The sequence below is a fragment of the Achromobacter xylosoxidans A8 genome, from assembly GCF_000165835.1.
GTDB classification, from domain to species: Bacteria; Pseudomonadota; Gammaproteobacteria; order Burkholderiales; family Burkholderiaceae_B; genus Achromobacter; species Achromobacter xylosoxidans_B.
This window is the reverse complement of record NC_014640.1, coordinates 1,139,166-1,164,726: the sequence shown is the minus strand read 5'-3', so window position 1 is coordinate 1,164,726 and position 25,561 is coordinate 1,139,166. Positions and strand designations below refer to the sequence as shown.

Genomic DNA, 25,561 nt, shown 5'->3' with positions numbered 1-25,561 from the left:
GTGGTGGGCTCCGGTCAAGGAATCGCCACGCGACGGGTCTGGTCGCCGGCCTGGAACACCGCGGCATTGCCCTCGATCGCCTGCAGGCGCCACGGACCCAGCGCATCACCCGGCAGCAGCACCTGGAGCTGATCGGGCGTGAAATCTCCGGCACTCGGGGCGACGGACACGCTGCGCTGACCCGCGCGCAGCTCAGCGCCGACGACACGAAATGGCAGCGGCGGCGGTTCGGACTTGGCGGTGGCCGGTTGGCTCGGGGTGCGCCGCTGGGTAGGCGCCGCTGCACGCGCAGTCGCTTGGCGCACCTTGATCTGCTCGACTTCGGTACGCAGCGCCTGAACGTCCTCGGCGGTGGCATAGCCACCCAGCGCCTGTTCGGCTTGAACGATGCGCGCCTCCATTGCCTGCCGAGCGTCTTGCAGGCCTGCGGCGGTGGCGGCTGCGGGCTGCTGCTGCAAGGCCCGCGTGGTCTCGGCCAGCCCGGTCACCTGGGCTTCGAGGCGCTGCAACCGGACATCGAGCTGCTGCTGGTCGGCCTGATCGGTCATCGTCTGGTGGCCCAGGATCGCGAAGACACTGAGACCCAGCAGCCAAAGCCAGAGCAGGCTTTGCAACACCACGGCGGCGGTCGGGCGCCGGAGCGGCTGTGCCGCGTTCATGGCTGGCCTCCCGCAAAGGGGAACGTCTGCACGGCCTCGGCAGCAGGCGGCTCGGACACCGGCTCGGCACCGGTGTCGCGACCAGGCCGCTCGAAGCAGACCTGCCGCGTCCGGTCATCGGCGTGCAGTTCCCAAGCCGGACCGGCCAGGGTGAGCAGTGCATCGCGCAAGGTCATGGGGCCGAGATGCAAGTGCGCCGCCGGCAGCGGCAGCGCGTACAGCTCGATCACCGCATGCGGGGTCTCGCAAAGCTGGTAGCCGCTGCGTTTGAGCACATGCCGCAGCCCGTCGCCGACCGTGGCGCGGACCTCCTCGGGCATGGACACGTCGATGGTCTGCACCAGCAGATCGCGCTGCGCCGCCATCGGCGCCAGCTCCACCAGGGTGTAGCGGCCATAGCGCACGACGGGAATGAACTCGGGCGGTGCAGCCTCGGGCGCGGGTGGGACGTCCTCGACGGTGCTGGCGGCCAGCGGCGGTGGCGTGGTCGCGCAGCCGCTGGCCAAGGCTGCGGCCAGGAGGCTGGTACCGACCAGACACCGGGATACATGGATTGCAGGCATGGCATCGGCTCTTCTGTTGCGATGCCGATACCTTGGCTGCGCGCGGCTGCGCGGTCAGTCAGAAATGCGAACTGGGGGGTGCCCGCTTTTGCAGTCCAACACATAGCGCAACCCGCAAATCCAACTGTGGTTTGCACATTAATTCTATAAATGTTGTATTATCGAATCATGAAAGAGGATCAAGCCATTTCCGCCTTAAACGCCCTGGCTCACACCCAGCGCCTGCGCGTGTTCCGCGCCTTGGTCGTTGCTGGCCCGGGCGGACTGACGCCGAGCACGCTAGCTGACCAGCTCGACGTGGCCCGCAACACCTTGTCCTTCCACTTGAAGGAACTGGCCCATGCTGGCCTCGTCAGCATCGAGCAGCAGGGCCGCAACCTGATTTATCGCGCCGAGTACGGCCGCATGGACGGTCTGATCGGTTACCTGACCGAGCATTGCTGCCAAGGTGGCGTATGCGAGGTTTCTCCATCCAAGACCTGCTGCTGACCATGACCGATACCACTTACAACGCCTTGTTCATCTGTACGGGCAATTCGGCCCGCTCCATCCTCGCCGAAGGCATCCTCAACGACATGGGCCAAGGGCGGTTTCACGCCTGGTCGGCAGGTAGCCATCCGAAAGGCGAAGTTCACCCGCTGGCACTCGCCACGCTGGAGCGGCTGCACCTTCCGACAACGGGCTACCGCAGCAAGAGCTGGGACGAGTTCGTGAAGCCCGATGCGCCGGTGTTCGATTTCATCTTCACCGTCTGCGACAACGCAGCCGGCGAGGCGTGTCCGCTGTGGCCGGGCAAGCCGGTGTCGGCGCATTGGGGCGTGCCTGACCCGGCAGCCGTGGAAGGCACCCTGGAACGACAAAGCAAGGCGTTCTTCGATACCGCCATGACGCTGCGCCGACGTATCGAGTTGTTCCTGTCGCTTCCGATCAAGAGTCTCGATGCCATGTCGTTGCAGCGTGAACTGCGCGACATCGGCCGCCAGTGAGGCCCGCCCGATGAGCGCAACCGATACTGCCGGCCCCGCGCCAGCAAACTCCGCCATGAGCGGCTTTGAGCGTTACCTGACGCTATGGGTGGCGGTGTGCATCATCGCGGGGATCGCTCTGGGCCAGTTCGCGCCCGCCGCATTCCAGGCCATCGGCCGCATGGAGATTGCCAAGGTCAACCTGCCGGTCGGCCTGCTGATCTGGGTAATGATCATCCCCATGCTGCTGAAGGTGGACTTCGCCGCGCTTGGCCAGGTGCGCCAGCATTGGCGGGGCATGGGGGTCACGCTGTTCATCAATTGGGCCGTCAAGCCGTTCTCAATGGCGTTGCTGGCGTGGATCTTCATCCGCCACGTCTTTGCCGACTGGCTGCCCGCCGATCAGCTCGACAGCTATATCGCCGGCCTGATCCTGCTGGCTGCTGCACCGTGTACCGCAATGGTTTTCGTTTGGAGTCGGCTGACTGGCGGTGATCCGGTATTTACGCTGTCGCAAGTGGCCTTGAACGACACCATCATGGTGTTCGCCTTCGCACCCATCGTCGGCCTGCTGCTGGGCCTGTCGTCGATCACGGTGCCGTGGGACACCTTGCTGGTGTCGGTGGGTTTGTACATCGTCATTCCGGTCATCCTGGCCCAGCTCTGGCGCCGGGCGCTGCTGCGCAAGGGGCAGGCCGTGTTCGACAGGGCACTGGAACGCATCGGCCCATTGTCCATCGCCGCGCTGTTGCTGACGCTGGTGCTGCTGTTCGCCTTCCAGGGCGAGGCCATCATCCGGCAGCCGCTGGTGATCGCCATGCTGGCGGTGCCGATCCTGATCCAGGTGTTCTTCAATTCCGGTCTGGCGTACTGGCTCAACCGCCAGGTGGGCGAAAAGCACTGCGTCGCTGGGCCATCCGCGTTGATTGGTGCCAGCAACTTCTTCGAGCTGGCCGTGGCCGCCGCCATCAGCCTGTTCGGCTTCCATTCCGGCGCAGCACTCGCAACAGTGGTCGGCGTGCTCATCGAGGTGCCGGTCATGCTGCTGGTGGTGCGCGTGGTCAATCGCTCACGCGGCTGGTACGAACGCCGCGCGACCACTTCGTAACCTCCAAGAGGCATCCATGAGCACCATCACGATCTACCACAACCCAGCCTGCGGCACCTCGCGCAACGTGCTGGGCCTGATCCGCAACAGCGGCGAGGAACCGACCATCATCGAGTACCTGAAAACGCCGCCCGACCGCGACACGCTCCAGGCGCTGATCGCGGCGATGGGCGTGCCGGTGCGAGACGTGCTGCGCGAGAAAGGCACGCCCTATGCCGACCTCGACCTGGGCAACCCGAAGTGGAGCGACGACGACCTGATCGGCTTCATGCTCCAGCATCCCATCCTCATCAACCGGCCTATCGTGGTCACGCCGCTAGGCACGCGCCTGTGCCGGCCTTCGGAAGCCGTGCTCGACCTGCTGCCGCAGCCGCAGCGCGGCGCGTTCAACAAGGAAGACGGCGAGCCGGTGGTCGATCAGGACGGCCGCCGTGTCTGAATCTCGTCTCGACCTGCCGAACATCGACACGGCGCTGTTCCAGCAACCGGACACCGAACATCTGTTCGCGCCGGCACGGGCCACGCACGCGCCGCGCTTCCTGCTGCTCTATGGTTCGCTGCGCGAACGCTCGTTCAGCCGCCTCGCAGCCGAAGAAGCCGCACGCATCTTGCGGGCGCTGGGCGGCGAGACCCGATTGTTCAATCCGTCCGGGCTGCCTCTGGTGGACGATGCGCCGGCCGATCACCCGAAGGTCAAGGAACTGCACGAACTGGTGCAATGGGCCGAGGGCATGGTGTGGAGTTCGCCGGAGCGCCACGGCGCGATGACCGGCCTGATGAAGACCCAAATCGACTGGATTCCGCTGTCGGTCGGCGCGGTGCGCCCGACCCAGGGCAAGACGCTGGCGGTGATGCAGGTATCGGGCGGCTCGCAGTCGTTCAACGCCGTCAACCAGATGCGCGTGCTGGGCCGCTGGATGCGGATGCTGACCATCCCGAACCAGTCCTCGGTCGCCAAGGCGTACCAGGAGTTCGACGAGGCCGGACGCATGAAGCCCTCGGCCTACTACGACCGCGTGGTGGACGTGATGGAAGAACTGATGAAGTTCACGCTGCTCACGCGCGACGTGGCGCCGTATCTGGTGGATCGTTACAGCGAGCGCAAGGAAAGCGCTGAATCACTGTCCAGGCGTGTACGGCAAGGTGCAATTTGACGCTGCGAGGCGCTGAAAAAAGAGCCGACGACCTCTCGGTCGTCGGCATTGCGTGAAGTTCAGGCGGCGACCAGTTGCCGGGCCAGTGCGACCTCGACGGAATCACCATCCTGGTTCAGGACATCCAGCCCCGATTCGGGCACGTCGCCCGAGGTGGACTGCGAGACCATGATCTTCTTGGCCATCAGTTCCAGGCAGGTCATCTGCGAAGAACCGGCGTAGCCGAGGTAGATCACGCGCACCGGCAACTTCTGCCCGATGCGCCAGGAGCGGCGTGCCGCCTGCTGGAGCGAGTACACGTTGTAGCCCGACTGCATGAACACGATCGTCGGAAACTCCAGCAAGTCCAATCCCGTCTTGACCAGCTCGGGATTGGTGATGAGCACGTCGATGCCACGATCCAGTTGCTCAGCGATCCAGTCTTCGCGGCGGCTGGCATCCACGCTTGCGCGCAGCACCGCCACCTTGAAGCCTTCTTGCTCCAGCAGCACCTTCAGGCGCGACGTGGTGTCCCGCGTGCCGGTATAGACCGTGTAGGCCAGAACCTTGCGGCCCTGCGCCTTCTCCGCTTTGCAGATGTCGATCAGCTCACGCTCCTTGGGGCTGATCTCGAACTCGTTGAACTGAGCCGGGACAAACGCCAAGGTGTTGCGCGTGCGCGGATGCACCACGGTCTCCGACCGGAAGCAGCAATCCGGCCAGGCCAGCAGCACGTTGAGGACCACACCCAGCAAGGTCGTATCGCGTCGCGCCAGAGCCTGTTTCAGCTCCGCGGTCAGCCGACCCGCCAGATCGCGGTAGGCCGCGGCTTGCGCCGTGTCCATCGCGACTTCACGGAACTCCTCGTCATACGGCGGCAGGACGTTGCCACCGATGTCCTTGAGCTTGAGAAAGATCGTGAACGGCAGGATGCAGCGCAGCACGCCCTTGGGGCCAAACCCCGGGGCCTTGACCGTGCGCACCGATACCTTGGTGCCCTTGGCCGTCTTGTGCGCCGTGCCGGTGCTCTCGGAGTAGATGTCCTTCAACACCCCGTGATCGCGCATGAACGCCATCGCAGCCGAGGTCATGCTGCCGCTCGTGGTCGGGCGGTAGCCGTCTTCGATCATCCGCCCCGGAAGGGCTCGGAACAGCAGGTGGAACAGGTCGTCCCCGTAGCCGCCCATCAACGTGCCGGTCAGCAGCAAGGTCTTGCGAGCCTTCGCCGCCAGCACGCCCATGGCCTGGCCCTGGGCACTGCCCCCGTTCTTGTACTCATGTGCCTCATCGGCGATGAGCAGGTCGAACGTGCCTTGCGGCAGGTAGCGTTTGATGAACTCGGACGGCTGATAGCCGCCCTCGCCAAAGCCGAACTCCATGTTGGCCATCGCACGTTCCATGCGCGTGGCCTGACGGTCGGAAAACACCAGCTCGCCGTTGCCATCCATGAGGTTGATGAACTCATGGATGTTGTCGCCGAGCATCGACGCCAGGAACCCGTCACCGAACTTTTGCATCAGCTTCTGCGCGGTGACCTCTCCGATGGTCGGTATGCGCTTTAAGGCTTTGAGCACGGCCGAGGACTGGTCGCTGCCGGACAGACTGCGCGGGCGGATCAGTGTCCACAGGGGCGCGGCGCAGTGGCCGCACTTCCTGCGGCACTCCTCGGCTTGGAGCGCGATCGGGTTGACCGGCTCGCCGTCGAGGTCGGTGATGACCGTGCCGCAGTCCGGGCAGGCCGCCACGTCGCCGTGGCGGGTGCGCCGCGTGGTGAAGACAGGCTTCCAGTGAAAGCCCATCCGCATCCTGACGCGCCCCAGGACGAAGAACTCCTGGCCCGTGGGCTGCACGCCCAACTGCTCGCGCAGCTTGATGAGCTTGACGAGCGTATCCGGCCCGTTGAGTACCCACACCTTGGCACCGGCCACCGTCTCCTGGATCTCGCGCCGCCACTTGTAAACCAGGTGGGGCGGCGACAGCACCAGAGTGCGGCGATAGCCTTCGGCGTTGAGCACGGCGGCCGTGGCAATGCCGACGGTCGTCTTGCCGCAGCCCATCTCGCCATTGACGATCGCAGCACGTTCGCCACGGTCGATCAGCAGCTCGGCGGCGGCGTGGACGACTTCGGCCTGGGCTGGGAACAGCTTGCGCTTGAGGCTGGCGACCACCAGTTGCCGGTGCGCCTGCGGTTGGCCGGTATAGACCGGCGGATTAGCGCTGTTGAGGGCGTCGAGTAGTTCGTCGCCGAACTCGCCGACAAAATCCTGAAGGCTCAGGGTCAGAGGGGAAGATTCCGCGTCGAGCAGTTCGCCCTGTACGGGCGCGGATTCAGCGGCAGTGGTTTCGAGATCGAGGGACATGGTGATGCTCCAAAGAAAAATGGGGCATGCACCACCCCCAGCGGGGCAATGGCATGCCCCGTGGTGGGAAGAGAATCGACGCGTGGCTGAGGGTGGTTGAAGGTGCTGGCCTGGGCGGCCCGCAGGTGAACCGTGCTCAGTCTTCGGACGGAAGCACGATGACGGTTGCGCAGCGCTGCGAATCGGTGACGATGCGAATGGCGAGCCCCGGATGGATCACGTAGTGCGATTCCAGCGACGCGCCCGATTGAAGCGCGCTGCTGTTCGTCTGCCATTGCTGGATGTTGACGTCGCCCCAGTCGCCACGGGTGTGGCGCCTGAAGTACGGGATCGGGTCCAGGCGACCCGCGCGGACCAGGCGGTCTACACCTCTGCTGAAGATGAGCGCCCCGATGGGGAACGCCAGCCGCTGGCAGTAGGTTTCGATGCGATGCGATGCCATGGGCTCCTCCTTGATGAGTCATTGAGCCACGACACCCCTGCCGGAGTGAAGTGGCTCCGTCAGGTGGATGAGGATGACGATGTGGGGCCTCAGATCAGGTCCCGCTCTTCGGGAAGCTGGACCACCGTGGTCTGGTGGTCCTCGCTGGTCTTGACGATCAGCGCCAGGTCCGGCGTGATCCTGAACTGCGAGATCATTAGGTTGTCCTGTTGGATCGCCACGTCGTTGGCTTGGCGTGTGGCCTCATCGATCTCGCCCCAGTCCCCGCGCACATGGCGCTGGACATAGGCCAAGGGGTCGATCAGGCCTCGCCGGGCCAGCCAATGCACCTTCTCGCTCAACTTCAACGTACTCGGTGCGAACAACGGTTGCTTGTGCGGCGCAGGCCGCTTGAACGGATTGGGGATCATGGTGTTTCTCCTTCGAGTTGGTACAGCAGGACGGCAGCGCGTCCGGTGGATCAGCGAATGGTCAACACCTCGCCCCGTGTCGCGGAGCCAGGTGTCATGTCCCACGCGCGGATGACGGGAACGAACTTGTCGGTGAGGATGCGGGTCTCGGCGATGGAGCCGTCTTCGCGTTCGGTGAACTCCCGCTGGAGCGTCTTGTCCTTGTGGGTGTCACCTTTGACGACGAGCACGCGCCCGGTCTTGGAGCGCACAACCCCCGAGATCGCACCCGCGGCCAGAGCCAGGGCGAGATGCCAGCGGGACAAGGCCCGCGCCGGTGGACGCAGCGATTGCTGCGCAGCCCCCAGGTGCGTGTCCTGCGATGGCCACAAGCCTTGCAGCCTGCCAACCTCATCGGCGAACTGCTCGGGCTCCATCGTCACGCGGAAGAAATGCTCTGGCTCGGCCGGGCTGGCGGGGACGATGTACGGCAGGAACGGCCACTCGCTCGGCAGTTCCTCGGCTTCGACTTCGCCTTGCCCTACCTGCAACAGCAGATTGCGCACGGCCTTGACGCCATCGGGCACCTGCTCGCGCTGGCGCACCCGGCGTCCGAAGATCACCACCTGCTTGAACTGCGTCTCCACCGCTCGGTAGATGCGCAGGTCCGTGTAGTGGCGCGTCAGCCAGCCGACCAACTCCGCGTCGAGCACGTAGCCGGGGACGATGAAAACCAGCACGCCGCCGTATTGCAGCAGCGAGAGCGTGCGCTGGTAGAACAGCTTTTCAAGGCGGGCACGGCCCTGGCCCTGATAGCCGATGTTGCCGTTGACGTCCTTGGACAGGTCCCCATACGGCGGGTTGAGCCAGAGCAGCCCGAAGGACTGCTTGGAGACCATCGTGTCCATCAGGTCCGCGTGCAGGCAGTGATCGACCAGGCCGCGGGCATGGCGCGCCCGCTCCGCGTCGAACTCGACGGCGAACGCCTTTGCCTGCTCGCGCCCGAGGGCATGGGCGGCTTCGGCGATCGCCACGCCTTCGCCGGCGCAGGGATCGAGGATGCACATCGGCCCGTCGCTGGGCATCAGTGCGTTGAGCGCTCTTTCGAGCGTGGGTTCGTCGGTCGGGAAATATCCGTTCTTGACGAAATTGCGGGCGAGCCGCGGGAACATGAGGGCCATGGAAGTCTCCTGGTTGGCGGGGATGAAACACGGAAGTACGCCAAGGCGTGCCTCCGAGGGTGGGTCAAGCCGCTACCGCTTCCGGCGTCCAAATCTTGGCCGGATACGGATAGGCGGTGAGCGCGTCGCTGCGGATCAGGGAGCCGAGCGCCAGGGTCAGCGCCGGCACGTCGATGGCGAGCCGATGGCCTTCCAGCGGCCCGAGGGCGAACGGAAGGCGGGCCAGCATCTCGCGGGTTTGCAGCAGTTCCAGCACGGTCTCGCGCCAGTGATCGAGCAGCGGCAACGGGCAGGTGTCCCGCACCAGCATCCACAGGCGGTCAAGCCTGTGGGCGCTGTCGCGTGGCAGCAGTGCCAATGCGCTGGCGTTGGCCTTGTCGGGCTTGACGCAGCGCCGGTCGAACAGCCACACGTTGGACAGCGAGCCGAACAGCGTCCGCCGGTACGCGCGCGTGATGCGCTTTTCCAGGCGATCGACGTTGCCGATGAATACCGGGACGCTGCCGCCCTGGTCGGTGATGACGTGGAACTGGTCCAGTCCCTGCTCGTCGCGCCCGAGGGTCAGGCGAGCGAGGAACTGCTGGACGGCGGTGTCCCGCGCCCAGATGGACAGGAAGATCAGGTTGCCCTGGTCATCGCCGACGCAGGCGTCGGCCATCACGTCCGGGCATTCGTCGATGCGGTACAGCGTGGAAGAAGTGTTTGCGGGCATGGTGGTGTCCTCGGATGAACGGGAACAGCACCGCCCGCTGGGGCAAGTACTGCCCCAGGGGGTGGAAGAAAACCGCTCAGTCCGGCTCGAACTGCCGGGTGTGCGGGTTGAAGTGAAGCGGCTCGTCCGCCGAAGTGATCGGCGTGAAGCCTTCCAGGTAGATGTTGTTGAGGTACTGGTCGCGGTAGGTCAGTGCCTGCCGTGCCTGGTCCTCGGTGAGGCCGTTGTCGATGAAGTACGCCAGCATTTCCTCGTCGGAGGACACTTCGTCGTTGGACAAACTCCCTTCAACGAGTGCCAGCAACGAGGGCGGAAGCGTTGCCAGGATCGGGTCCATGTCGGTTCCTCCTGGCTCAGGCCATCGACGCCGCGGCGGATGCCGCGGATGCCGTGGGTGTGCGCCGCCGGGCGTGGTAGGCGCGAACGCCTGCACGCCAGTCGGCGGACTGCTCCGGTGCGAGGTCCAGATAGGACAGCGGGCACGTGTAGTAGTACGGGTGCATGGACTCGTCCAAGGACTTGTAGCCCCACTGGCCGCCGCTTCGTTCAAGCAGATCGCAGCGGATGTAGCGCAGGGACTGGCCCGGTGCGAGATCACGATGCACGCCTTCGACCTTGGCGGTCACTTCGGCGACGGACCACAGCACGTTGCCGCGCAGGGTGTGAGCGATGACCTTGACGCTGGCGCGCTCGGTCTCTTGCGGTGCGATCAGTTCCGCGATCAGTTCGGACCGCGATTGGTTTGAGAAATACCAGCCCATGAGAGGCCTCCTCGAAAAGTTGAGCTGAAGGCCTCCCCGTGGGGAAGAACCCCCAGCGGGTGATGGAATGCCGCATCTGCGGCGAAGGAACCTATGCGTCGCCCTCAATCCCAGTCGTCATCGTCTCGATCACAACCGGCCGGGCAGTAGCCGAACTCGATCCCGTGCGAGCAATAGCCATGCTCCGCATTCCAGTCCTGGGTTTCCTGCCGTTCGGCAGGTGTTGCGTAGTCCCATTCCTGGGCCGCGATTTCGAGAGCCTGAGCACGTTGCTCATCCGGCAAACGATTGGCCTGTGCGTCGATCGCCGAACTGAAGAGCGTCACGTAGTGGTCGTAGGACAAGCCGCAACCGCGCTGGGCGTGTGCGGCGGCCGCTTTGCAAAGGTCCCGCCACGCGGGTTCATCCAGCGTTGAACGCGGGGTATCGCAAGCGATGGTGGACATGATGGAGACCTCCAGAAAATGGCCAGGGCCTCCCCCGCATGGGAAAGGAACCCCGGCGGGTGGATGAAGAACACCGCGCATGCGGCGTCTGCGATCACGCAGGTTTTGGTTCGGCCTGGCGGCTCCACTCCTGCGTCTTGAAGTCCAGCGCGTAGCCCAGCTCGCCCAGGCGGGCGATCTGCGCGCGCAGGGTGCGGCGGTCGATGGTCGAATCCAGTTTCACGGACTCGCCCAGCGGCCACAGCAGGCCGAAGAGCGCGGCGTCACCGTCTTCGGTGCTGCCGGGGGCAGCGGCCGTAGCAGGCGGTGGCGCATCCACGCCGAAGGGCGTGGTATCGACCAGCGGGTCCGCGGACGCCTGCACGGGTGCGGGCTTGGCGGGCCTGGACGCTTTGGTGGGCTTGGCCGGCGTTGCCGCAGGCTGCGCCCCTTGCTCTTCATCGAGCGGATCGACGTCCTGGGTGGCGAAGCTGCGGGCTTCGTCGCGGCTGAGTTTGTCGATGCCGTTGAGCGTCATGCCGTCGAGGCTGGCACGGATCTCGAACCGCATGCCGCCGCCGACCGGATAGGACTTCGGGAAGATGTACCTGATGATGAATTCCCCGTCGTACTTGCCTTCGGGGTACTGCTCCAGCTCCGGGTCTTTGACCTCGAAAGTACCGAGGTGCGTCGCGAGGCGGCCAACCGTGAACGGGCCGTTCTTGCCGCGGATGGTACGCAGCGTGAGCTGGCCGGGGACGACGATGGGCGCAACAGATTTCTCGGAAGCCGATGGGGTTGCCATGATGGTTCTCCTGATGATGAATGACGGGCCGCCGACGGCACCCGGTGGATGAGAGGAAATGGCCTCGCCCGAGGTGGGCGAGGTCCGCGTGGCATCACGCCTTGAGCTGGCGCATGCCTTCGGCCAGCAGCCACAACGCCCGGTTCAGGCGCAGGTTCTGGTCGATGCCTTGCACCGGACGGGTGCGCTGATTGCGGCCGTTGGCCGTGCGTCCGTTCAGGCCCCCTTTGACTAGGTTCTCCTGGACGCGGTTGAAGACGGCCCACAGGTCGTTCTTGCGGTCGTCCCATCGCCGAGGGGCCAGCAGTTGGCTCTCGGTGACAGGCGTGGACTTGGCCGGATCGTCGTACTTGAGTGCGAGCGCAGAGTTCGCAAAGACCTCCGCTTCGCCCTCATCGAGGGTGATGGTGCGCATCGCATCGCGCGCGTTCTGCACGCGCTCGAAACCTTCGAGGACTCCGTAGGCACCTTCGATCACCTGGCTGGCCACGTCGCCCTTGTGGGGAACGCGGATGTCTGCGGTGGTGTCACCGCAAACCAGGCCGTTGTGGCAGACGAACCGGAACATGCCGGCGAGCATCTGATAGCTGCTCGTGCCGTCATGGCTGTTGAGCAGGATGATCTCGTTCGCCTCGTCGCCGTTGATCTGGCTTGCATGGCGAAGTCGGATGAGGTGCTTCGTGTACTCGCGCCGGTCTTCGTTGCGCACGCGCGTCTGACACACCATGAAGGGCTCGAAGCCCTCCTGGCGCAGCTTGGTCAGCACGGTCGAGGTCGGTATGTAGGCATACCGATCGGACCGGCTCCCATGTGGAGCGTCGGCGAAGATCGACGGAACGACGGCACGAATGCGGTCGTCCGAGAGTGGGCGATCAGAGCGCAGGATCGGGGATTGCGGAGCAAAGCGGGATACCAGAGACATGGCTGATCTCCTTTGAGAAATTCGACAACCGCGTGGCCGTGAGACCACGCGGAACTCGGGGGATGAAATGCGCAAGCACGCGTCCTGGGGACGCGGCGTACGTGGGGAGGAAAAGCGACAAGGCCCCGTGAGAGGCCGTGCCGGATCAGAACGAAGCAGCCAATGCCGGCTCCTGCTCCTGGACTTGCGCCTCGGGCTCGCGCTCGGCGGGCTCGGTGGCCGTGTCGATGGCATCGTCGGCTTCGGACGCGGATGCGTCTTCGGCCGGCGGCGCCTCGGCTTGCGCCTGGCTCGTCGGATAGACCTGGGTGCCGTCGATCTTGATGAGACCGATGTGGACCAGCGTCGATTCCAGGCTGGCGGCCGGTTCCCCGGCGTGCTCACCCTTGGTGCGGATGTACGGATCGATCTTCATGTCGTTCAGACGGAAGGCGATCAGCACCTTGCGGTCACCCTCGACGGCCTGAACGCACCGGCGAACCAGGTGCTCGGCTTCCGGGGTGGCGACGATGGTGTCGAAGTACCGATACTCCGGTTCATCGACAGGCCCGGCCAGTGCCGCGACGGTGCAAGAGAGGAACGAGTCGCCAGCTTTTGGGGTGACGTCCTTCACACGATTGAGATAGCCGATGCCGCGGGTGATCAACTCGTGCTGCTCGATCGAAGCCAGTTCGGCCCGGTCGATCAGTTCGGCCTTGAGCAGTCGCGCCTTGAGGGACGCGGCGGCCTGACCCTTCTGCTCACCCTTGTCGCGGATGTACACATCGCCCCACAGGTCACCGAGGCGAAAGCGCACCAGCGGGCGCTGCTTGGGATCGTCAACGCCGATGTAGCGCTGAACGAGCTTCTTGGCCTCGGCACCCGAGACCTTGACGTCGAAGTAGCGGTAGCTGGGGTCCCGGGCGGGGCCGACCAGCGCGGCGATGGTGCATGCCAGGAAAGGCTGCGCACGGCGGCCGCCCCGGACGGGCACTTCACGGACACGCTGGATGTAGCCGATGCCCGAGGTGTGGAGGTCGAAATACGATTTCTCGTTGGACGTGGTGTTCATGGTGAATCTCCATTGGGATGAAGCGGAGACACACCGGCCCACGCATGCGGGGAAGGTGCGTGACCCCGCGGTGGGTTGATAAGGCGAAAGCATCCGCCACCAGAGGCTGGTGGCCGCTCGCGGAAGGATGCGGTGCGAGCTGGCTCGGTCACGCAGTGGGAACTGCGCCGCAACCTCGAAGACCGATGGTTGCCTGGCATGTCGCTGACGACGTCAGCAGGCATGGGGCCAGCATGGCGGGGCCTCGCGCGCGCGGCAGCAATCAATCGGCACCCGGGCGCTTCCCTTTGTCCGCGCCACCCGGCGCCTGTCACAGGCACTTGGCGCCGCGCAGGTGCTCGGGGGTATCGGCGCGCGGACGGCCGGGACGGCTCCAGGCGCCGCCACCGCGCGCGCCGATCAGCCGCCAGCCGGCGGCGCGCAGGCTGGCGCCACCTTCGTCGGGCATGGTGTAGGTGAGCAGGCGTATGTAGCCCAGCGCCCTTGCCGCCTGCCAGGCCGCGCCGTAGAGCTTGCTGCAGGCGCTGGGTGTGCCGTCGGTGCACAGCCGCGTGACTTCCAGCGTCCAGGTGCCGCGCGACCGGGCGGCCGACAATGGCCACGCCGTGGATCAGGTCGCTGTCGCTCAGCGTGACGGCCAGGGCGAACTTCGCGCCCTGGACCGGGCGGTGGTGGCGATGGTGCGACAGAACGAATGCATTGGCCGTGCGCAGCGACACCGGTAGGAGGTGCAGCCTCGGCGAGGTCGATGGCGTGTTCATGCGGTTGTCTCCGGTGGCATGCCGGCGTTGTGGCCGGCGGGGCGTGCCTCGGCGGCTGGAGACAAACGCGCACGCGCGGCGATGGCGGCGGTGCGAACAAAAGAAGGCCCCCGATGCGGGGGCTGCGAGGCGGTTGCCGCGTCAGGCGGGAGGCACCACTGCTAAGGACAGGTGCGTGGCGGTGGCGGAAAGCACGAGATCGTCCGCCGAGTGCTGGAGGCGCGTGAACAGGCCGTCCTTCGGGTCGAAATACTCCGCGAAGTCATCGCCGCCCAGCTCGCGGCCGGCGAGGTGCCACCAGTCATCGAACGGGTCGGTGTCCGGGTTGCATCCGACGGCGTAGGCGAGCAGTGCCTGGCGCCCATCCGGGCGACGCTCCCCACGCTCGGCGAGGAAGTACACGCCCTGATCCTTGACCAGGACAATGCGGCACTGATTGGGGACGTCTCAGAAAACGGAAAAAATCGTACGCTAAGCCGGTTGCAGCGGTCGTAGCGGCCTGAACTTGCCCGCGCCGATCTTGGCGCTGCTGCGCCAGAGGTAATCGCCGGTCAGGTTGATGTGCTCCCAGCCCAGCGGCGACAGGTACTGCAACAGGGCGTCATCGACAGTCTGGCCGTGACCGCGTAAGGCGTTTGAGGCCCGTTCCAGATAGACCGTGTTCCACAACACTATGGCCGCCGTCACCAGGTTGAGGCCGCTGGCCCGGTAGCGCTGCTGCTCGAAACTGCGGTCGCGGATTTCGCCCAGCCGGTTGAAGAACACGGCGCGGGCTAGCGCGTTGCGGGCTTCGCCCTTGTTCAGTCCGGCATGCACGCGGCGGCGCAGCTCGACGCTTTGCAGCCAGTCCAGGATGAACAGCGTTCGCTCGATGCGGCCCAGCTCGCGCAGCGCCACGGCCAGGCCGTTCTGGCGCGGGTAGCTGCCGAGTTTCCTGAGCATCAGCGAGGCCGTCACCGTGCCCTGCTTGATCGAGGTGGCCAGCCGCACCTTGGCGTTGATCGCCTTGCCGGACGCCTGGAACTGCTGCTGATGCTTGTGCTTGGCAGCGTTGAACAGCTTGCCCAGGATGCGGTCGTGCAGGTCGATGATTTCGTCGGTGACGGTGGCCATGCCCTCGATGGCGAGCGCACCAGGGTCGCGTAGCGGCGCTGTGCCTCGAACTTGGCCAGATCGGCGGGCGTCATCTGGCCGCCTTCGCGGGCGATCTTGAGCAGGCGGTTCTGGTGCACCGACCGCTCGATGCCGGAAGGCAGGTCGAGCGCCTGCCAGGCTTTGAGGCGCTCGATGTGTTCGAGTATGTGGCGCGAGTTCGGCTTGACGGGCGACTGGCGCAGCCAGGCCAGCCAGGTCGTCTTGCCGTTGTCGTGGCGCTTGAGCAGATCGTCGAGGCGGTGCCGGTGGGTGGCCGACAGGGGATCGGACAAGGCCGCGTAGATGCGGCGGTTGGCGCGGCTGTAGGCGTTCATCGAACACCTCCCTTTTCCTCATCCGGCGCAACAGGACAGTTGCTTCACGTCCTTGTTGAAGGTCTGCGCCGCGAGCTTCAGTCCCTCGACCATGGTCAGGTAGGGGAACAACTGGTCGGCCAGCTCCTGCACGGTCATCCGGTGGCGGATCGCCAGCGCGGCCGTCTGGATCAGTTCGCCCGCTTCCGGCGCGACCGCCTGTACGCCGATCAGCCGCCCTGAGCCAGCTTCCGCCACCAGCTTGATGAAGCCGCGCGTGTCGAAGTTGGCGAGCGCCCTCGGCACGTTGTCGAGCGTCAGCAGCCGGCTGTCGGTCTCGATGCCGTCGTGGTGCGCTTCCGCCTCGCTGTAGCCCACGGTCGCCACCTGCGGATCGGTGAACACCACCGCCGGCATCGCCGTCAGGTCCAGCGCCGCGTCGCCGCCGGTCATGTTGATCGCGGCGCGCGTGCCGGCCGCCGCCGCCACATAGACGAACTGCGGCTGGTCGGTGCAGTCGCCGGCAGCAAAGATGTGCGGTGCGCTCGTGCGCATGGCGCGGTCGATGACGATGGCTCCCTGCGCATTGACTTCGACGCCTGCCGCTTCAAGGTTCAGGCTGCGCGTGTTCGGCGCGCGACCGGTGGCGACCAGCAGCTTGTCGGCGCGCACTTCCCCCTGCCCGGTGGTGAGCACGAATTCCCCGCCCGCATAGGCAACGTGGCTCGCCTGGGTGTGGTCCAGCACCTCGATGCCCTCGGCGCGGAAGGCGTCTGTTACGGCTTCCCCGATGGCCGGGTCTTCTCGGAAGAACAGCGTGCTGCGCGCCAGGATCGTGACCTGGCTGCCCAGCCGGGCGAAGGCTTGCGCCAACTCGACCGCCACCACGGAGGAACCAATCACGGCCAGCCGCTCGGGGAGCGAGCTGCTTTCCAGCGCCTCGGTGGAGGTCCAGTGGGGTGTGTCCGCAAGGCCCGGGATTGGCGGAAGCGCCGGGCTCGCGCCGGTGGCAATCAGGCAGCGGTCGAAGTTCACCTCGTGCGTGCCGCCGTCAGCGGTCGCCACGGTCAGCGTGCGCGTGTCCCTGAACCGGGCCTCGCCGCGCAGCACGGTGATGGCCGGAGTGCTTGCCAGGATGCCTTCGTACTTGGCATGGCGCAGCTCCTCGACGCGGCCTTGTTGCTGGGCCAGCAGCCGCTCGCGCAGTACAGCGGGCGCTGCGGCCGGCAGGCCAGCATCGAACGGGCTTTCGCGGCGCAGGTGGACGATGTGCGCGGCGCGGATCATGATCTTGGACGGCACGCAGCCGACATTGACGCAGGTGCCGCCGATGGTGCCGCGCTCGATCAGCGTGACGCGGGCGCCTTGCTCCACGGCCTTCAAGGCAGCCGCCATCGCCGCGCCGCCGCTGCCTATCACAGCCACGTGCAGCGCTTGTTCACCGCCAACATGCTTCGTTTCGCCACCGAGCCAGCCCAGCGCCTTGTCTAGCAGGCCGGCAGGCTTGTTCGGCGTGTCGGTAAGCCGTGCGCGATAGCCGAGCGTGGCCACTGCGGCAACCAGCGGGGCCACGCTCACGCCTGCATCCGCCTCGATTTCGGCCTGCCGCTGCGGATAGGACACCGAGGCCGCGCGCACGCCGGGCACGTTCGTCAAAGCCTGCTGGACGTGCTCGGCGCACGACGTGCAGGTCATGCCTTCGATGTGGAGGGTGATCGCCTCGGCCATGATTACGCCCTCACTGCTTGACGCTGGACGGGTAACCCGCGTTTGCGGTGGCCTTGGTCAAGGCGTCGGCATTGGTCTTGGCCTCGTCGAAGGTGACGACGGCCTCCCGCTTCTCGAAGCTGACTTCGGCCTTCTCGACGCCGGCGACCTTGGACAGAGCCGTCTTGACCGTGATCGGGCACGCGGCGCAGGTCATGCCGGGCACCGACAGGGTGACGGTCTTGGTGGCAGCCCAGGCGGGCGCGCTTAGAGCGGCGGCCAGGGCGATGAGGGTGGTGAGGGTGGTGAGTTTCTTCATGGTGATCTCCTTTCAGTAGAACAGCGGCAGGACGTAGGGAAACGCGAGGGCAACCAGAACCAGGGCGGCCACGATCCAGAAGATCACCTTGTAGGCAGTCCGCACTTGGGGCACGGCGCAAACGTCGCCGGGCTTGCAGGCATGGGCTGGTCGGAAGATGCTGCGCCAGGCGAAGAACAGCGCGATGAGCGCTGCGCCGATGAAGATCGGCCGATACGGCTCCAGCACGGTCAGGTTGCCGATCCACGCGCCAGAGAAGCCGAGCGCGACCAGGACAAGGGGGCCGAGGCAGCAGGCCGAGGCGAGGACGGCCGCGACGCCGCCGGTCGCCAGTGCGCCGCAGCCGTTCTTGGGTTCCGACATAAGGTTCTCCTTCCGGGACTTCGCTTGATGCTGTAACGTTACTTCCGTAGTCAACTACGGAGTCAAGCGCCATGGAGAACGCTCAAGAGAATCTGACCATCGGGGCCTTCGCCAAGGCAGCCCGGGTCAACGTGGAGACGATCCGCTTCTATCAGCTCAAGGGCTTGCTACCCCAGCCGGAGCGGCCCTACGGTCGCATCCGCCGCTACGGGCAGGCGGACGTGGCGCGGGTGAAGTTCGTGAAGTCAGCCCAGCGCCTGGGATTCAGCCTGGATGAAGTCGGCCAGCTCCTGAAACTGGAGGACGGCACCCATTGCAGCGAGGCGGCCGAACTGGCTGCTCACCGGCTGGCCGATGTGCGCGCACGCATGGCGGACCTCACGCGGATGGAAGAGGCCCTGTCGACGCTAGTGAGAGAGTGCAACGCGCACCATGGCAATGTTTCCTGCCCGTTGATCGCAGCTTTGCATTGCTGCTAAAGGGCCCACTTCGGCTCTTAGCGTACGATTTTTTTCCGTTTTCTGAGACGACCCCTGATTGGCGATGGCTTCGGTCAGCACGGGGCGCAGGTCAGCGCCTTTGAATCGCAGTGACATGGATGAAATCTCCTGTGTGGAAGAATGAGAAAGGCCTCCATCCGATGGGATGAAGGGCCTGTAGTGCACGCGGCCGGAACGGCTGGAACGCCGTGGCGGATGCCTCGGGTCAGCCGCAGGACCGCCCGGTTTCGCTGCGGGGCGTCATGCCGGGACGGCCTGGCGCTTGCGGGCCGCTTTCGCGTCGAGGATGCTCACGTCGATCTGGCGCCAGCGCCCGTCGTCGATGAGCCTCTCCAGCACTTCGCCGAGCATGTCGAAATACACCTCGTCGTGCCGATCGACCAGTTCGACCGATTCACCGTTCTGACGGTGCAGTTCCACCACGTAGGTGTCTCCGCCGCGGTCGTAGAGGATCGTCACCCGGCCCTCGAACTTCGCGGTCGAGACCGTGAAGCTGATCGCCGGCGGGGTCTCGATGATCTTGGAGGGCGTGGGATCGACCCAGGTGAAGTCGCGGGCACCGGCATCCACCAGCATGTGGGTGATGCGCCGGAAGCGATCGGGGGCCGGCATCTCCTCCAACTGCTCGATGAGCTGGCCCAACTCCATGCACTGCGGCGTGGGAATGGGCAGCTTGGCCGGCGCCGAGCCGAGGATGTGCCTCGTGATGGTGTACGGCGTGCCGTCCGAAGTCTCCTCGGTGATGACCTCCGGCGTGTCCGCGCGCAGTCCGTCGAAGCGACGACGGGCATAGGGTTGGACATGCACCTTGGCGCCTTCGGCAGGAACCGTGGTCACCAGGCTGGGATCGAGCACCGCGAACTCGGAAGGCTTGAGCTTGACGACGATGGCATCGTCGGTCGCGGCGACCACCTTGCCGTCGAAGGGTTGGGGGTCGATGGCGAAGCCCAGCGTTGAGGACAGCGGCTGATCATCGAACACGCGGTACTTGAACGACCGCACGTTGCGGGGCACATGGCCTGCGACCAGCGAAGGCATCATGGATTTGATGAGGGAACGATCCATGGGGAAACTCCTTGAGGAAAAACAAGGGATTCCCCGCCCGCAAGGGAGAGGTCCCTTGTGGGTGGCGTGGATGGACGCGGTAGGTCCGTAGGAAGAAACGACCAGCACGGTTTCCCGCGCTTGCAGCCTCGAAGGTCTCGACTGCCTGGGCATGTGCCGGCAACGCCGACGAACATGGGGCAAGCATGGCCCTGGGGCGGTCTGCCTGCCCGCAGGAAACGGCACCGCACCACAACCGTTTTCCTGTGCTGCGGGCAAGAAAAAGCCCCTCGAAAGGGGCTGGAGGAATCAGGCTTGGTACACGAAGTAGTGCTCGCGCTGACGCGGAAAGAACACGTGTTTCCACGTGTCGCCGCTTGTGTTGCCACCGTCGAAGACGACCATTTCGTAGTCGTCCACGTCGGTGTCCACCAGGTCGGCGCTGGCGATATGGCGCATGTGCAGCGTGCCGCTCATGCGCTCGAATACCAGGATCTGGCCGATGGCATCTTCCTGGCTCATGGCGTTGACGCAGGCTCCGAGTTGGTGCTCGAAGTCGGATGCGGGTGTGATGAGGTCGGGGAACATGGGATCGCTCCTGTGAAAGTGCGCCGGCCCGGCTCTCTGGCGGGAGACCGGGCCGGCATGCGGTGAGGACAAGGAAGGCCGGGGATGTGTGTGGCAGCTATTCGCCGGCCAGCGATAGGCCCGGCAACACGGGTGCGTCGGCATCGAGGATGAGGATGCGCACGTCGGCCTGGCCGGCCAGTTCAAGGATCTGTGCCAGCTCGTCCGGCATGCCCTTGCTGCGGTGCTCCTGCCGAAGCTGCTCGGCGGCGATCCCCTCGACGTCCTGCAGGTGCTGGTCCGTCCAGGGCGTGGAGATCAGCTTGACGCCGATCGCCGGGCTGTAGGGAATCCGGAACGCGATGAACAAAAAGGCCTCCGGCGTCGCGAGGTCAGCCAGGTTGGCCAGGTACTGGCCGGTTTCGCGGCTGATGTGCGCGCTGCTGATTTCCCAGCACCGGCTGTAGTAGCCGGTCTCGAAGCTCAACCGCTGCACGACTTCCCGTGCGGCCTCGGCCGAATAGGTGTCGCCAATGTGGACGGGGCGGCCGTCGAAGTCGTCGCCGTGGATCGCGTACACCACGGCACCCACCATGCCTTCGCCGCTGCCCCCTTCAGCCGCGTCGCATTCGGCGATCAGTGCGGCGCCGACAGGTTCGGTGCCAGTCCTGACCACCGCGAAGTCGCTGGTGATGATGCAAGGAGAAGAAACCAGCGCCGCGTCGCAGAGGTGCTGCTGGCTCGGGTGGATGTTTCGCCAAACATGCGGGCTTCCGTCCTCGTAGCTGATGGACAGCGTGCGGACGATTTTCAGATTCCAGTAGCCGCGTAGAAAGGGATTGGGATTCTGGGACATGGGATTTCTCCAACAGAATAATGATGGAGCAAATCCCCGCCACCGGGAATTGACCCCGGTGGGTGGAAAGAAAGGAAACAGCGTCAGGTGACGCTGATCGTTGGCGTTTGGGCCAATCGCTCGGCGACGCGCCGGCGCAAATTCATGCGGAATGGCTCGTCGCTGACGCCCGCCAGCAGATTGATGGTCTCCAGCGCGATCAGGGCCGAAGCCTCTTCGATGTCGGCGGCCACAATGGTCTTGCGCAATTGGTCGCCGAGCTGGAGGGCCTGGGAGGAGGAGCTGATGAAGCGGACCTCGCGGCTCAGGTAGCAGCCGTTGCCGCCGAACTCGAACAGCCGCGGCTTGCTGCAGTACCAGCAGCCCTCGAACTGGATGGCGGTCAGGTGGTGCCCGTCATCGAACCGGGTGGCGATCAGAAACAATGCGTCGAGATCGGCGGTGTCCTCGAACGAATGACGGTCGATCAAGTTCCCCAGCTCTTCGTCCTCATCGGCACGGAAGTGCACGGCGAGCAGTTCGAGCAGCGGCGGGATCGACAGCCCTTCGTCGTCCGGCATCGGAATACCGAGTTGCGTGGCCAGGTCTTCCAGGCCATCGAGCACGTCCGGCCATTGCGGATTGGTGGTCTCGGCGATCTGGGCGATGTAGGCCTGCCCGTTGCCGGGGTGGCTCTCGTCCAGCGCGAAGGCGCCGAACAGCGCCTGGATGACGGGCGTCACACGGTCGAGCACGAGAACGCCGGTGGCTTCGTAGTAGTTGTTGGCCATGAAGGCTCCTTTCGATGAATGAACGGAGCCAGCCCTTGCGGACGATGGCATCCGCAGGGGAAACCGCCTGATGCCGGATGGCGCTGGGCGGGGAGAAAACGCGAGGGACATGGCCTCGAACGAGGCGCATGTCCCTCATGGGGTCCCGTGAACGCAGTGATGAAGGTGTGCCAGGGACCGGCTCACCAACCGCTGTAGTTCAGCAGCAGGTCGGCGATCACCTGGCGACGTGGCAGATCGAGGCCGTCGAAGTCCGACAACCCGTTGAAGTGGCAGCGCTTGAGCATGGCACCGCCCTCGCGCGCGTTGTAGAAGCTGACCATCGCGGACAGGAACATGCGTTCCCCGCTGCTCAGGACGCCGAGGGCGTCGTTGAGCCGCAGCATGTCGGGACGCAGATCCCACTTGCTCTTGGCCTGGTTCAGACCTTCACGGGTGCCATCGCCAAACCATTGCGGGCCGGCGATTTCGACACCACGCTTCCAGGCCTCAAAAAAGGCTTGGGGCGCAGCGCTGAAATGCCGTTCTTCCCGAACGATCTGATCGACGACTTCCTGCGGCAGTAGCTGGTTCATGACGTGATTCCTCCAGTTGGATCAGGGAATGGCGAGCTGGGACCAGCCGCCTCTTTCGAGGGCACGTTGAGCCGCAGCATGGCTGCGGAAGTACTCACGAGATTCCCGCGAAACGGGACCTTCGGTATCGCGCGTGCCGATGTAGTGGCCGGCGGCGCTGTGCAGGACTTCGAGCGGCAGGAACTTGCCGCAGTAGGTCAAGGCCAATTGACCGAATCGGCCGAAAGAGGCTTGCTGGGACATGGATGGGCTCCTTGGAAAAGCGGGGCCCTGTCCCTCACGGGATGGCAGCTCCCGCACGCGGTTGAAAAAAAAGCATCAGCGTCTTGGGAACGCGCGTCCGCGCAATGGATGCGATGCGGACTGGTGGGTTGCGCGGAGAGAACCCCGCGGCAGCCTGAAACCCTGGCTGCTGGCATGTGCTGACGAATCAGCGGACATGCGGACAGCTTCGTGAGGGTGCCGCGCCACGTCAGTTGGAAATCGGCATCTGGTCCAGCCCCGATTGATGTGCGCAGGACAAAGAAAAGCCCCGCAACGAGTGCGGGGCGGTCATGACGGTGCGGTGAGGCTGGATCAGCGGGGCTTGTCACCCAGGACATGCTGCTTCCAGATGGCGAATGCCTCGTCCGCTGGCAGCTCGGCCAGGATGATGATGGGCTGGTCCTGTCGGCTGCGCAGCTTTGCGAAATACGCCGCGCGGTCGGCAATGGCCTTGAGCTTGATGCCCTTGAGGAACAGCAGCCGGCCGTCCTTGATGAACAGCACCTTGTTGCCGATGTCGCGGTTGAACGCGGTGCGCAGCTTGCGCTCCGCATGCATGGCATCGGCCAACTGGTCCACGAGGAAGTCGAGCGTCATGTCGATGAGAAGCGGCTCGTCGTCCTCGCGTTCGACGTCGAGCGATGCCGGCGGCAGGCTCTTGGCGAATTCCTCGGCCTGGGCCAGCAGCGCGGCCTGGCCTTGCAGCGGGCGCACGAACGTCGAGCCGCCGTGTCCGTCATTGCGGGCTTCGGCGATGGGCCTGCCGTCGAACATGACGGTGGCGGTGAAGCACAGCGTTTCCTCGCTCGCGAAATCCGCGACCTTGAGGTTCTTGAGCGTGATGCGGTCTTGTCGGGTGATGGTGTCCATAGGAAGTCCTGTTATCGACCGGGTTGACGACACGCCCCTGACGGGACGCGGCATACATCCCGTGGGTTGGAGGAAGGTGGCATCGATGCCCGGTGGGCAGCGTTCGCCGGAGAGATGCCGGGGCGAACTGGCGGGTGGCGTGGGAGGAACCCACGGCAGCCTTGACACCCTGGCTGCTGGCTGTTGCCGATGCGTCGGCAATGCAGGAGGGAGGATCACGCGGCCCGCCGGCCGCGTCGTGCATCAATCCGAAGCGCTCGATCCCGTCTTGTGCGGGCACTGCAACAGCCGCTGGCCCAGCCACGCGACACACGGCACGGCCATGGAGTTGCCGATCGCCTTGTAGCGGGGCGCGTCGGCGGCGGGCTTGCCGCGGTACGGCACCAGCGTGTAGTCGTCGGGCATGCCTTGCAGCCGCTCGCACTCCACAGGCATCAGCCGACGTACCCGCCACTGCGACCAGTCGCCCGGGCCGGGGTCGTTCCAGTCGTAGCGGAAATGTGCCTCGAAGTCCGGTGCCAGCACATGGGGCTTGTCGGCACCGCCGCTGCTGGTGCGCAGCGCGGTCGAGACGCCATCGCCCAGTTCAGCGGCCAGGCCTTCGGTGCGACCGCGCAGCGCCACGCCGATCACCATCGGCCGGCCCTGGCCCGGCTTGCCGCCACCCGTGGAGAGCGTCCCGGCAAGCTGGCCGTGGCCGGATTCCAGCCGCAGCTCGCCGCGCGAGTTCTGCGCGAACGCGATGGCCGGCACGACGCCGGCATTCGCGTGGCTGAGGCGATGCCCGCCCGCGCGCAGCGTCGGTGCCCAGGCCATCGTTGCATCGGCTCCGCAGCCCTGGGCGGTGAAGGCGATGATCGGCACACCCTTGCCGGTGCCGTCCTCGCTGCAGCCCTTGCCGCCGTTGGCGGTGCTGAGCGTGTGGCTGATGCTGCCCGCGATGGACTGCGCCACGAAGGTCTCGACCTCGAAGTCGTTCTTCGGGCCAGGTGCCGCGGTCAGGCAGGCCGCGACGTCAATGGGGCCTGCGGTGTTGCCCCCGCCGAATCCGAACGTCACCGTGGCCTTGCCGTAGGGCTGCTTCAGTCCTGCATATCCCGAGTACCCGCCTGCTGCCGCAGCGCCCGATCCAGCAGCGCCGGCAGCGTCTTGCCACGGCACGAAGCCCGGCGAAGAATCCCCGCGCACGCCGTCGCGCTCAAAAAGTACCTCGGCGGGATCGACGCCACCTCCACCACTTGCCACAAGAAACACGCGACGGCGCCGTTGGGCGACGCCGAAATATTGAGCATCGAGCACGCGCCAGGCGATGCGGCGCCGGGGTCCAGACACACAACCTGCGTGCGCCCATTTTTGCCCTGGCGGTTCGAGCGCACGGCTTTCTCCAGCCAGTGCTCCCAGGAAGTGCCCGAAGGCGTTGCTGCGGTCGCTGAGGACGCCGGGGACGTTTTCCCAGACGAGCGTTGCCGCCGGGCGGCGGTCTTGGTGGCGGGTTTGGTCGATGGCATTTGCAAGCTCCACATAGGCAAGGGTCAAGGCACCACGTGGGTCGTTCAGCCCCTGGCGCGCGCCGGCCACGCTGAACGACTGGCACGGCGTGCCGCCGACCAGGATGTCGGGCGCTGGCACGGTGCCGGCGCGGACCTGGCGGGCGATCGCGGTCATGTCGCCCAGGTTAGGCACGCGGGGGTAACGGTGGGCGAGCACGGCGCTCGGGAACGGCTCGATCTCGGCGAACCACGCGGCTTCGAGGTCGAGCGGTTGCCAGGCGAGGCTCACGGCCTCGATGCCGCTGCAGACGCTGCCGTAGAGCAGCGGCGTGTTGCGCGGCGGTGCGCAAAGATTCGGGTGCATGTCGGTCTCCTGTTCGTATGGCGCAGGGCCATCGCCCTGGCCGGGGCGTTGAAAGGCAGGAGAAAGGCGCCGAAGGCCCCAGGGGCCTTCGGCTCGGGAGGAAAGAAGAACCACCCGTGGGCTGATTGGCAGGCCCGGTCGTCGCTAGAACCGTCTGCTCATCAAGCAATCACACCCGGCCCATGTC

General features: G+C 65.5%; 31 protein-coding genes and 3 pseudogenes. 6 read left to right on the top strand and 28 right to left on the bottom strand.

Annotated elements, in window-relative coordinates:
* Positions 1-14: 14 nt before the first annotated feature.
* Positions 15-659: a hypothetical protein gene (locus AXYL_RS05440; RefSeq protein WP_013391800.1), complete on the bottom strand. Its 645-nt coding sequence runs from the start codon at positions 657-659 to the stop codon at positions 15-17.
* Positions 656-1,222 carry a PilL N-terminal domain-containing protein gene (locus tag AXYL_RS05435; RefSeq protein ID WP_013391799.1) on the bottom strand — a complete coding sequence of 189 codons (567 nt, stop codon included), beginning with the start codon at positions 1,220-1,222 and terminating at the stop codon, positions 656-658. The genes AXYL_RS05440 and AXYL_RS05435 overlap by 4 nt, the downstream gene beginning before the upstream one ends.
* A 150-nt stretch (positions 1,223-1,372) precedes the next feature.
* On the opposite strand from AXYL_RS05435, the gene AXYL_RS05430 reads away from it, so the two are divergent.
* Genes AXYL_RS05430 through arsH form a run of 5 tightly spaced genes read left to right on the top strand, consistent with a single transcriptional unit; the run spans position 1,373 to position 4,449 of the window.
* Positions 1,373-1,711, top strand: coding sequence for an ArsR/SmtB family transcription factor (locus AXYL_RS05430; RefSeq protein ID WP_013391798.1), 339 nt, complete (start codon positions 1,373-1,375; stop codon positions 1,709-1,711).
* A 2-nt stretch (positions 1,712-1,713) separates the two neighbouring features.
* Entirely contained in the window at positions 1,714-2,208 is a 495-nt protein-coding gene (locus AXYL_RS05425; protein WP_013391797.1) for an arsenate reductase ArsC, read from the top strand.
* A 10-nt stretch (positions 2,209-2,218) separates the two neighbouring features.
* Positions 2,219-3,295, top strand: a complete 1,077-nt coding sequence (arsB, locus tag AXYL_RS05420) for an ACR3 family arsenite efflux transporter (RefSeq protein ID WP_013391796.1) — start codon at positions 2,219-2,221, stop codon at positions 3,293-3,295.
* 16 nt (positions 3,296-3,311) lie between these two features.
* The gene (arsC, locus tag AXYL_RS05415) at positions 3,312-3,734 is read left to right on the top strand and encodes an arsenate reductase (glutaredoxin) (RefSeq protein ID WP_013391795.1); all 423 of its coding nucleotides are present in this window, start codon (positions 3,312-3,314) and stop codon (positions 3,732-3,734) included.
* Positions 3,727-4,449, top strand: coding sequence for an arsenical resistance protein ArsH (arsH, locus tag AXYL_RS05410; protein WP_013391794.1), 723 nt, complete (start codon positions 3,727-3,729; stop codon positions 4,447-4,449). The genes arsC and arsH overlap by 8 nt, the downstream gene beginning before the upstream one ends.
* Before the next feature lie 59 nt (positions 4,450-4,508).
* On the opposite strand, the gene AXYL_RS05405 is transcribed toward arsH, so the two are convergent.
* The 18 genes and pseudogenes from AXYL_RS05405 to merT form a co-directional block, all read right to left on the bottom strand.
* A complete protein-coding gene (locus AXYL_RS05405) occupies positions 4,509-6,788 on the bottom strand; it encodes a helicase-related protein (protein ID WP_013391793.1) in 2,280 nt (759 codons plus the stop codon).
* A 136-nt stretch (positions 6,789-6,924) separates the two neighbouring features.
* Positions 6,925-7,230, bottom strand: coding sequence for a hypothetical protein (locus AXYL_RS05400; protein WP_003116817.1), 306 nt, complete (start codon positions 7,228-7,230; stop codon positions 6,925-6,927).
* 89 nt (positions 7,231-7,319) lie between these two features.
* Positions 7,320-7,640, bottom strand: a complete 321-nt coding sequence (locus AXYL_RS05395; protein ID WP_003116818.1) for a hypothetical protein — start codon at positions 7,638-7,640, stop codon at positions 7,320-7,322.
* A gap of 50 nt (positions 7,641-7,690) precedes the next feature.
* Positions 7,691-8,800, bottom strand: a complete 1,110-nt coding sequence (locus AXYL_RS05390) for a DUF6094 domain-containing protein (RefSeq protein WP_003116819.1) — start codon at positions 8,798-8,800, stop codon at positions 7,691-7,693.
* 64 nt (positions 8,801-8,864) lie between these two features.
* Positions 8,865-9,512 (bottom strand): hypothetical protein, encoded by a 648-nt coding sequence (locus AXYL_RS05385; protein WP_003116820.1) that lies wholly within the window; start codon positions 9,510-9,512, stop codon positions 8,865-8,867.
* Between the two features lie 76 nt (positions 9,513-9,588).
* Positions 9,589-9,849 (bottom strand): hypothetical protein, encoded by a 261-nt coding sequence (locus AXYL_RS05380; protein ID WP_003090124.1) that lies wholly within the window; start codon positions 9,847-9,849, stop codon positions 9,589-9,591.
* Positions 9,850-9,865: 16 nt separating this feature from the next.
* Entirely contained in the window at positions 9,866-10,273 is a 408-nt protein-coding gene (locus AXYL_RS05375) for a hypothetical protein (RefSeq protein ID WP_003116821.1), read from the bottom strand.
* A gap of 104 nt (positions 10,274-10,377) precedes the next feature.
* Positions 10,378-10,719 carry a hypothetical protein gene (locus AXYL_RS05370; protein WP_003116822.1) on the bottom strand — a complete coding sequence of 114 codons (342 nt, stop codon included), beginning with the start codon at positions 10,717-10,719 and terminating at the stop codon, positions 10,378-10,380.
* Positions 10,720-10,813: 94 nt separating this feature from the next.
* Positions 10,814-11,503 (bottom strand): DUF3275 family protein, encoded by a 690-nt coding sequence (locus tag AXYL_RS05365; RefSeq protein ID WP_003116823.1) that lies wholly within the window; start codon positions 11,501-11,503, stop codon positions 10,814-10,816.
* Between the two features lie 94 nt (positions 11,504-11,597).
* Complete coding sequence (locus AXYL_RS05360; RefSeq protein ID WP_013391792.1) at positions 11,598-12,425, bottom strand: DUF932 domain-containing protein; 828 nt, start codon at positions 12,423-12,425, stop codon at positions 11,598-11,600.
* 145 nt (positions 12,426-12,570) lie between these two features.
* Positions 12,571-13,476 (bottom strand): DUF3577 domain-containing protein, encoded by a 906-nt coding sequence (locus tag AXYL_RS05355; protein ID WP_003116825.1) that lies wholly within the window; start codon positions 13,474-13,476, stop codon positions 12,571-12,573.
* A 310-nt stretch (positions 13,477-13,786) separates the two neighbouring features.
* Positions 13,787-14,237, bottom strand: a pseudogene (locus AXYL_RS35265) (XF1762 family protein).
* A 141-nt stretch (positions 14,238-14,378) separates the two neighbouring features.
* Positions 14,379-14,681: pseudogene (locus tag AXYL_RS05345) on the bottom strand (DUF3085 domain-containing protein); the annotation flags it as partial.
* A gap of 27 nt (positions 14,682-14,708) precedes the next feature.
* A pseudogene (locus AXYL_RS35455) lies at positions 14,709-15,227 on the bottom strand (Tn3 family transposase); the annotation flags it as partial.
* Positions 15,191-15,706 (bottom strand): Tn3 family transposase, encoded by a 516-nt coding sequence (locus tag AXYL_RS35450; RefSeq protein ID WP_003098931.1) that lies wholly within the window; start codon positions 15,704-15,706, stop codon positions 15,191-15,193. The pseudogene AXYL_RS35455 and the gene AXYL_RS35450, both read right to left, overlap by 37 nt.
* 18 nt (positions 15,707-15,724) lie before the next feature.
* Positions 15,725-17,413 (bottom strand): mercury(II) reductase, encoded by a 1,689-nt coding sequence (merA, locus tag AXYL_RS05330; RefSeq protein ID WP_003098932.1) that lies wholly within the window; start codon positions 17,411-17,413, stop codon positions 15,725-15,727.
* Between the two features lie 10 nt (positions 17,414-17,423).
* On the bottom strand, positions 17,424-17,711 hold the full coding sequence (gene merP / locus AXYL_RS05325) for a mercury resistance system periplasmic binding protein MerP (RefSeq protein ID WP_003116826.1): 288 nt from the start codon (positions 17,709-17,711) through the stop codon (positions 17,424-17,426).
* Positions 17,712-17,723: 12 nt separating this feature from the next.
* Positions 17,724-18,074: a mercuric ion transporter MerT gene (merT, locus tag AXYL_RS05320; protein ID WP_003116827.1), complete on the bottom strand. Its 351-nt coding sequence runs from the start codon at positions 18,072-18,074 to the stop codon at positions 17,724-17,726.
* 71 nt (positions 18,075-18,145) lie between these two features.
* On the opposite strand from merT, the gene merR reads away from it, so the two are divergent.
* Entirely contained in the window at positions 18,146-18,553 is a 408-nt protein-coding gene (gene merR, locus AXYL_RS05315) for an Hg(II)-responsive transcriptional regulator (RefSeq protein WP_003098939.1), read from the top strand.
* Positions 18,554-18,814: 261 nt separating this feature from the next.
* Here merR and AXYL_RS05310 read toward each other — a convergent pair whose 3' ends face one another.
* The 8 genes from AXYL_RS05310 to AXYL_RS05275 all read right to left on the bottom strand — a co-directional run bounded on the left by AXYL_RS05310 (position 18,815) and on the right by AXYL_RS05275 (position 25,374).
* Positions 18,815-19,639, bottom strand: a complete 825-nt coding sequence (locus AXYL_RS05310) for a hypothetical protein (RefSeq protein WP_003098941.1) — start codon at positions 19,637-19,639, stop codon at positions 18,815-18,817.
* A gap of 288 nt (positions 19,640-19,927) precedes the next feature.
* Entirely contained in the window at positions 19,928-20,206 is a 279-nt protein-coding gene (locus tag AXYL_RS05305) for a hypothetical protein (RefSeq protein ID WP_003116828.1), read from the bottom strand.
* Between the two features lie 97 nt (positions 20,207-20,303).
* Positions 20,304-21,041 carry a hypothetical protein gene (locus tag AXYL_RS05300; RefSeq protein WP_003116829.1) on the bottom strand — a complete coding sequence of 246 codons (738 nt, stop codon included), beginning with the start codon at positions 21,039-21,041 and terminating at the stop codon, positions 20,304-20,306.
* Positions 21,042-21,124: 83 nt separating this feature from the next.
* A complete protein-coding gene (locus AXYL_RS05295; RefSeq protein ID WP_003116830.1) occupies positions 21,125-21,811 on the bottom strand; it encodes a hypothetical protein in 687 nt (228 codons plus the stop codon).
* Positions 21,812-21,993: 182 nt separating this feature from the next.
* The gene (locus tag AXYL_RS05290) at positions 21,994-22,386 is read right to left on the bottom strand and encodes a hypothetical protein (protein ID WP_003050375.1); all 393 of its coding nucleotides are present in this window, start codon (positions 22,384-22,386) and stop codon (positions 21,994-21,996) included.
* Between the two features lie 21 nt (positions 22,387-22,407).
* Entirely contained in the window at positions 22,408-22,629 is a 222-nt protein-coding gene (locus AXYL_RS05285; RefSeq protein ID WP_003120032.1) for a hypothetical protein, read from the bottom strand.
* Between the two features lie 333 nt (positions 22,630-22,962).
* Positions 22,963-23,520, bottom strand: coding sequence for a hypothetical protein (locus AXYL_RS05280; protein ID WP_041652386.1), 558 nt, complete (start codon positions 23,518-23,520; stop codon positions 22,963-22,965).
* A gap of 243 nt (positions 23,521-23,763) precedes the next feature.
* Entirely contained in the window at positions 23,764-25,374 is a 1,611-nt protein-coding gene (locus AXYL_RS05275) for a DNA cytosine methyltransferase (RefSeq protein WP_013391790.1), read from the bottom strand.
* Between the last annotated feature and the right edge of the window lie 187 nt (positions 25,375-25,561).

Excerpts from the sequence above, each read along its gene's own strand:
- AXYL_RS05440 (WP_013391800.1), bottom strand. The coding sequence starts at position 659 with ATGAACGCGGCACAGCCGCTCCGGCGCCCGACCGCCGCCGTGGTGTTG.
- AXYL_RS05435 (WP_013391799.1), bottom strand. The coding sequence starts at position 1,222 with ATGCCTGCAATCCATGTATCCCGGTGTCTGGTCGGTACCAGCCTCCTG.
- AXYL_RS05430 (WP_013391798.1), top strand. The coding sequence starts at position 1,373 with ATGTTGTATTATCGAATCATGAAAGAGGATCAAGCCATTTCCGCCTTA.
- AXYL_RS05425 (WP_013391797.1), top strand. The coding sequence starts at position 1,714 with ATGACCGATACCACTTACAACGCCTTGTTCATCTGTACGGGCAATTCG.
- arsB (WP_013391796.1), top strand. The coding sequence starts at position 2,219 with ATGAGCGCAACCGATACTGCCGGCCCCGCGCCAGCAAACTCCGCCATG.
- arsC (WP_013391795.1), top strand. The coding sequence starts at position 3,312 with ATGAGCACCATCACGATCTACCACAACCCAGCCTGCGGCACCTCGCGC.
- AXYL_RS05405 (WP_013391793.1), bottom strand. The coding sequence starts at position 6,788 with ATGTCCCTCGATCTCGAAACCACTGCCGCTGAATCCGCGCCCGTACAG.
- AXYL_RS05400 (WP_003116817.1), bottom strand. The coding sequence starts at position 7,230 with ATGGCATCGCATCGCATCGAAACCTACTGCCAGCGGCTGGCGTTCCCC.
- AXYL_RS05395 (WP_003116818.1), bottom strand. The coding sequence starts at position 7,640 with ATGATCCCCAATCCGTTCAAGCGGCCTGCGCCGCACAAGCAACCGTTG.
- AXYL_RS05390 (WP_003116819.1), bottom strand. The coding sequence starts at position 8,800 with ATGGCCCTCATGTTCCCGCGGCTCGCCCGCAATTTCGTCAAGAACGGA.
- AXYL_RS05385 (WP_003116820.1), bottom strand. The coding sequence starts at position 9,512 with ATGCCCGCAAACACTTCTTCCACGCTGTACCGCATCGACGAATGCCCG.
- AXYL_RS05380 (WP_003090124.1), bottom strand. The coding sequence starts at position 9,849 with ATGGACCCGATCCTGGCAACGCTTCCGCCCTCGTTGCTGGCACTCGTT.
- AXYL_RS05375 (WP_003116821.1), bottom strand. The coding sequence starts at position 10,273 with ATGGGCTGGTATTTCTCAAACCAATCGCGGTCCGAACTGATCGCGGAA.
- AXYL_RS05370 (WP_003116822.1), bottom strand. The coding sequence starts at position 10,719 with ATGTCCACCATCGCTTGCGATACCCCGCGTTCAACGCTGGATGAACCC.
- AXYL_RS05365 (WP_003116823.1), bottom strand. The coding sequence starts at position 11,503 with ATGGCAACCCCATCGGCTTCCGAGAAATCTGTTGCGCCCATCGTCGTC.
- AXYL_RS05360 (WP_013391792.1), bottom strand. The coding sequence starts at position 12,425 with ATGTCTCTGGTATCCCGCTTTGCTCCGCAATCCCCGATCCTGCGCTCT.
- AXYL_RS05355 (WP_003116825.1), bottom strand. The coding sequence starts at position 13,476 with ATGAACACCACGTCCAACGAGAAATCGTATTTCGACCTCCACACCTCG.
- AXYL_RS35450 (WP_003098931.1), bottom strand. The coding sequence starts at position 15,706 with ATGAACGCCTACAGCCGCGCCAACCGCCGCATCTACGCGGCCTTGTCC.
- merA (WP_003098932.1), bottom strand. The coding sequence starts at position 17,413 with ATGGCCGAGGCGATCACCCTCCACATCGAAGGCATGACCTGCACGTCG.
- merP (WP_003116826.1), bottom strand. The coding sequence starts at position 17,711 with ATGAAGAAACTCACCACCCTCACCACCCTCATCGCCCTGGCCGCCGCT.
- merT (WP_003116827.1), bottom strand. The coding sequence starts at position 18,074 with ATGTCGGAACCCAAGAACGGCTGCGGCGCACTGGCGACCGGCGGCGTC.
- merR (WP_003098939.1), top strand. The coding sequence starts at position 18,146 with ATGGAGAACGCTCAAGAGAATCTGACCATCGGGGCCTTCGCCAAGGCA.
- AXYL_RS05310 (WP_003098941.1), bottom strand. The coding sequence starts at position 19,639 with ATGGATCGTTCCCTCATCAAATCCATGATGCCTTCGCTGGTCGCAGGC.
- AXYL_RS05305 (WP_003116828.1), bottom strand. The coding sequence starts at position 20,206 with ATGTTCCCCGACCTCATCACACCCGCATCCGACTTCGAGCACCAACTC.
- AXYL_RS05300 (WP_003116829.1), bottom strand. The coding sequence starts at position 21,041 with ATGTCCCAGAATCCCAATCCCTTTCTACGCGGCTACTGGAATCTGAAA.
- AXYL_RS05295 (WP_003116830.1), bottom strand. The coding sequence starts at position 21,811 with ATGGCCAACAACTACTACGAAGCCACCGGCGTTCTCGTGCTCGACCGT.
- AXYL_RS05290 (WP_003050375.1), bottom strand. The coding sequence starts at position 22,386 with ATGAACCAGCTACTGCCGCAGGAAGTCGTCGATCAGATCGTTCGGGAA.
- AXYL_RS05285 (WP_003120032.1), bottom strand. The coding sequence starts at position 22,629 with ATGTCCCAGCAAGCCTCTTTCGGCCGATTCGGTCAATTGGCCTTGACC.
- AXYL_RS05280 (WP_041652386.1), bottom strand. The coding sequence starts at position 23,520 with ATGGACACCATCACCCGACAAGACCGCATCACGCTCAAGAACCTCAAG.
- AXYL_RS05275 (WP_013391790.1), bottom strand. The coding sequence starts at position 25,374 with ATGCACCCGAATCTTTGCGCACCGCCGCGCAACACGCCGCTGCTCTAC.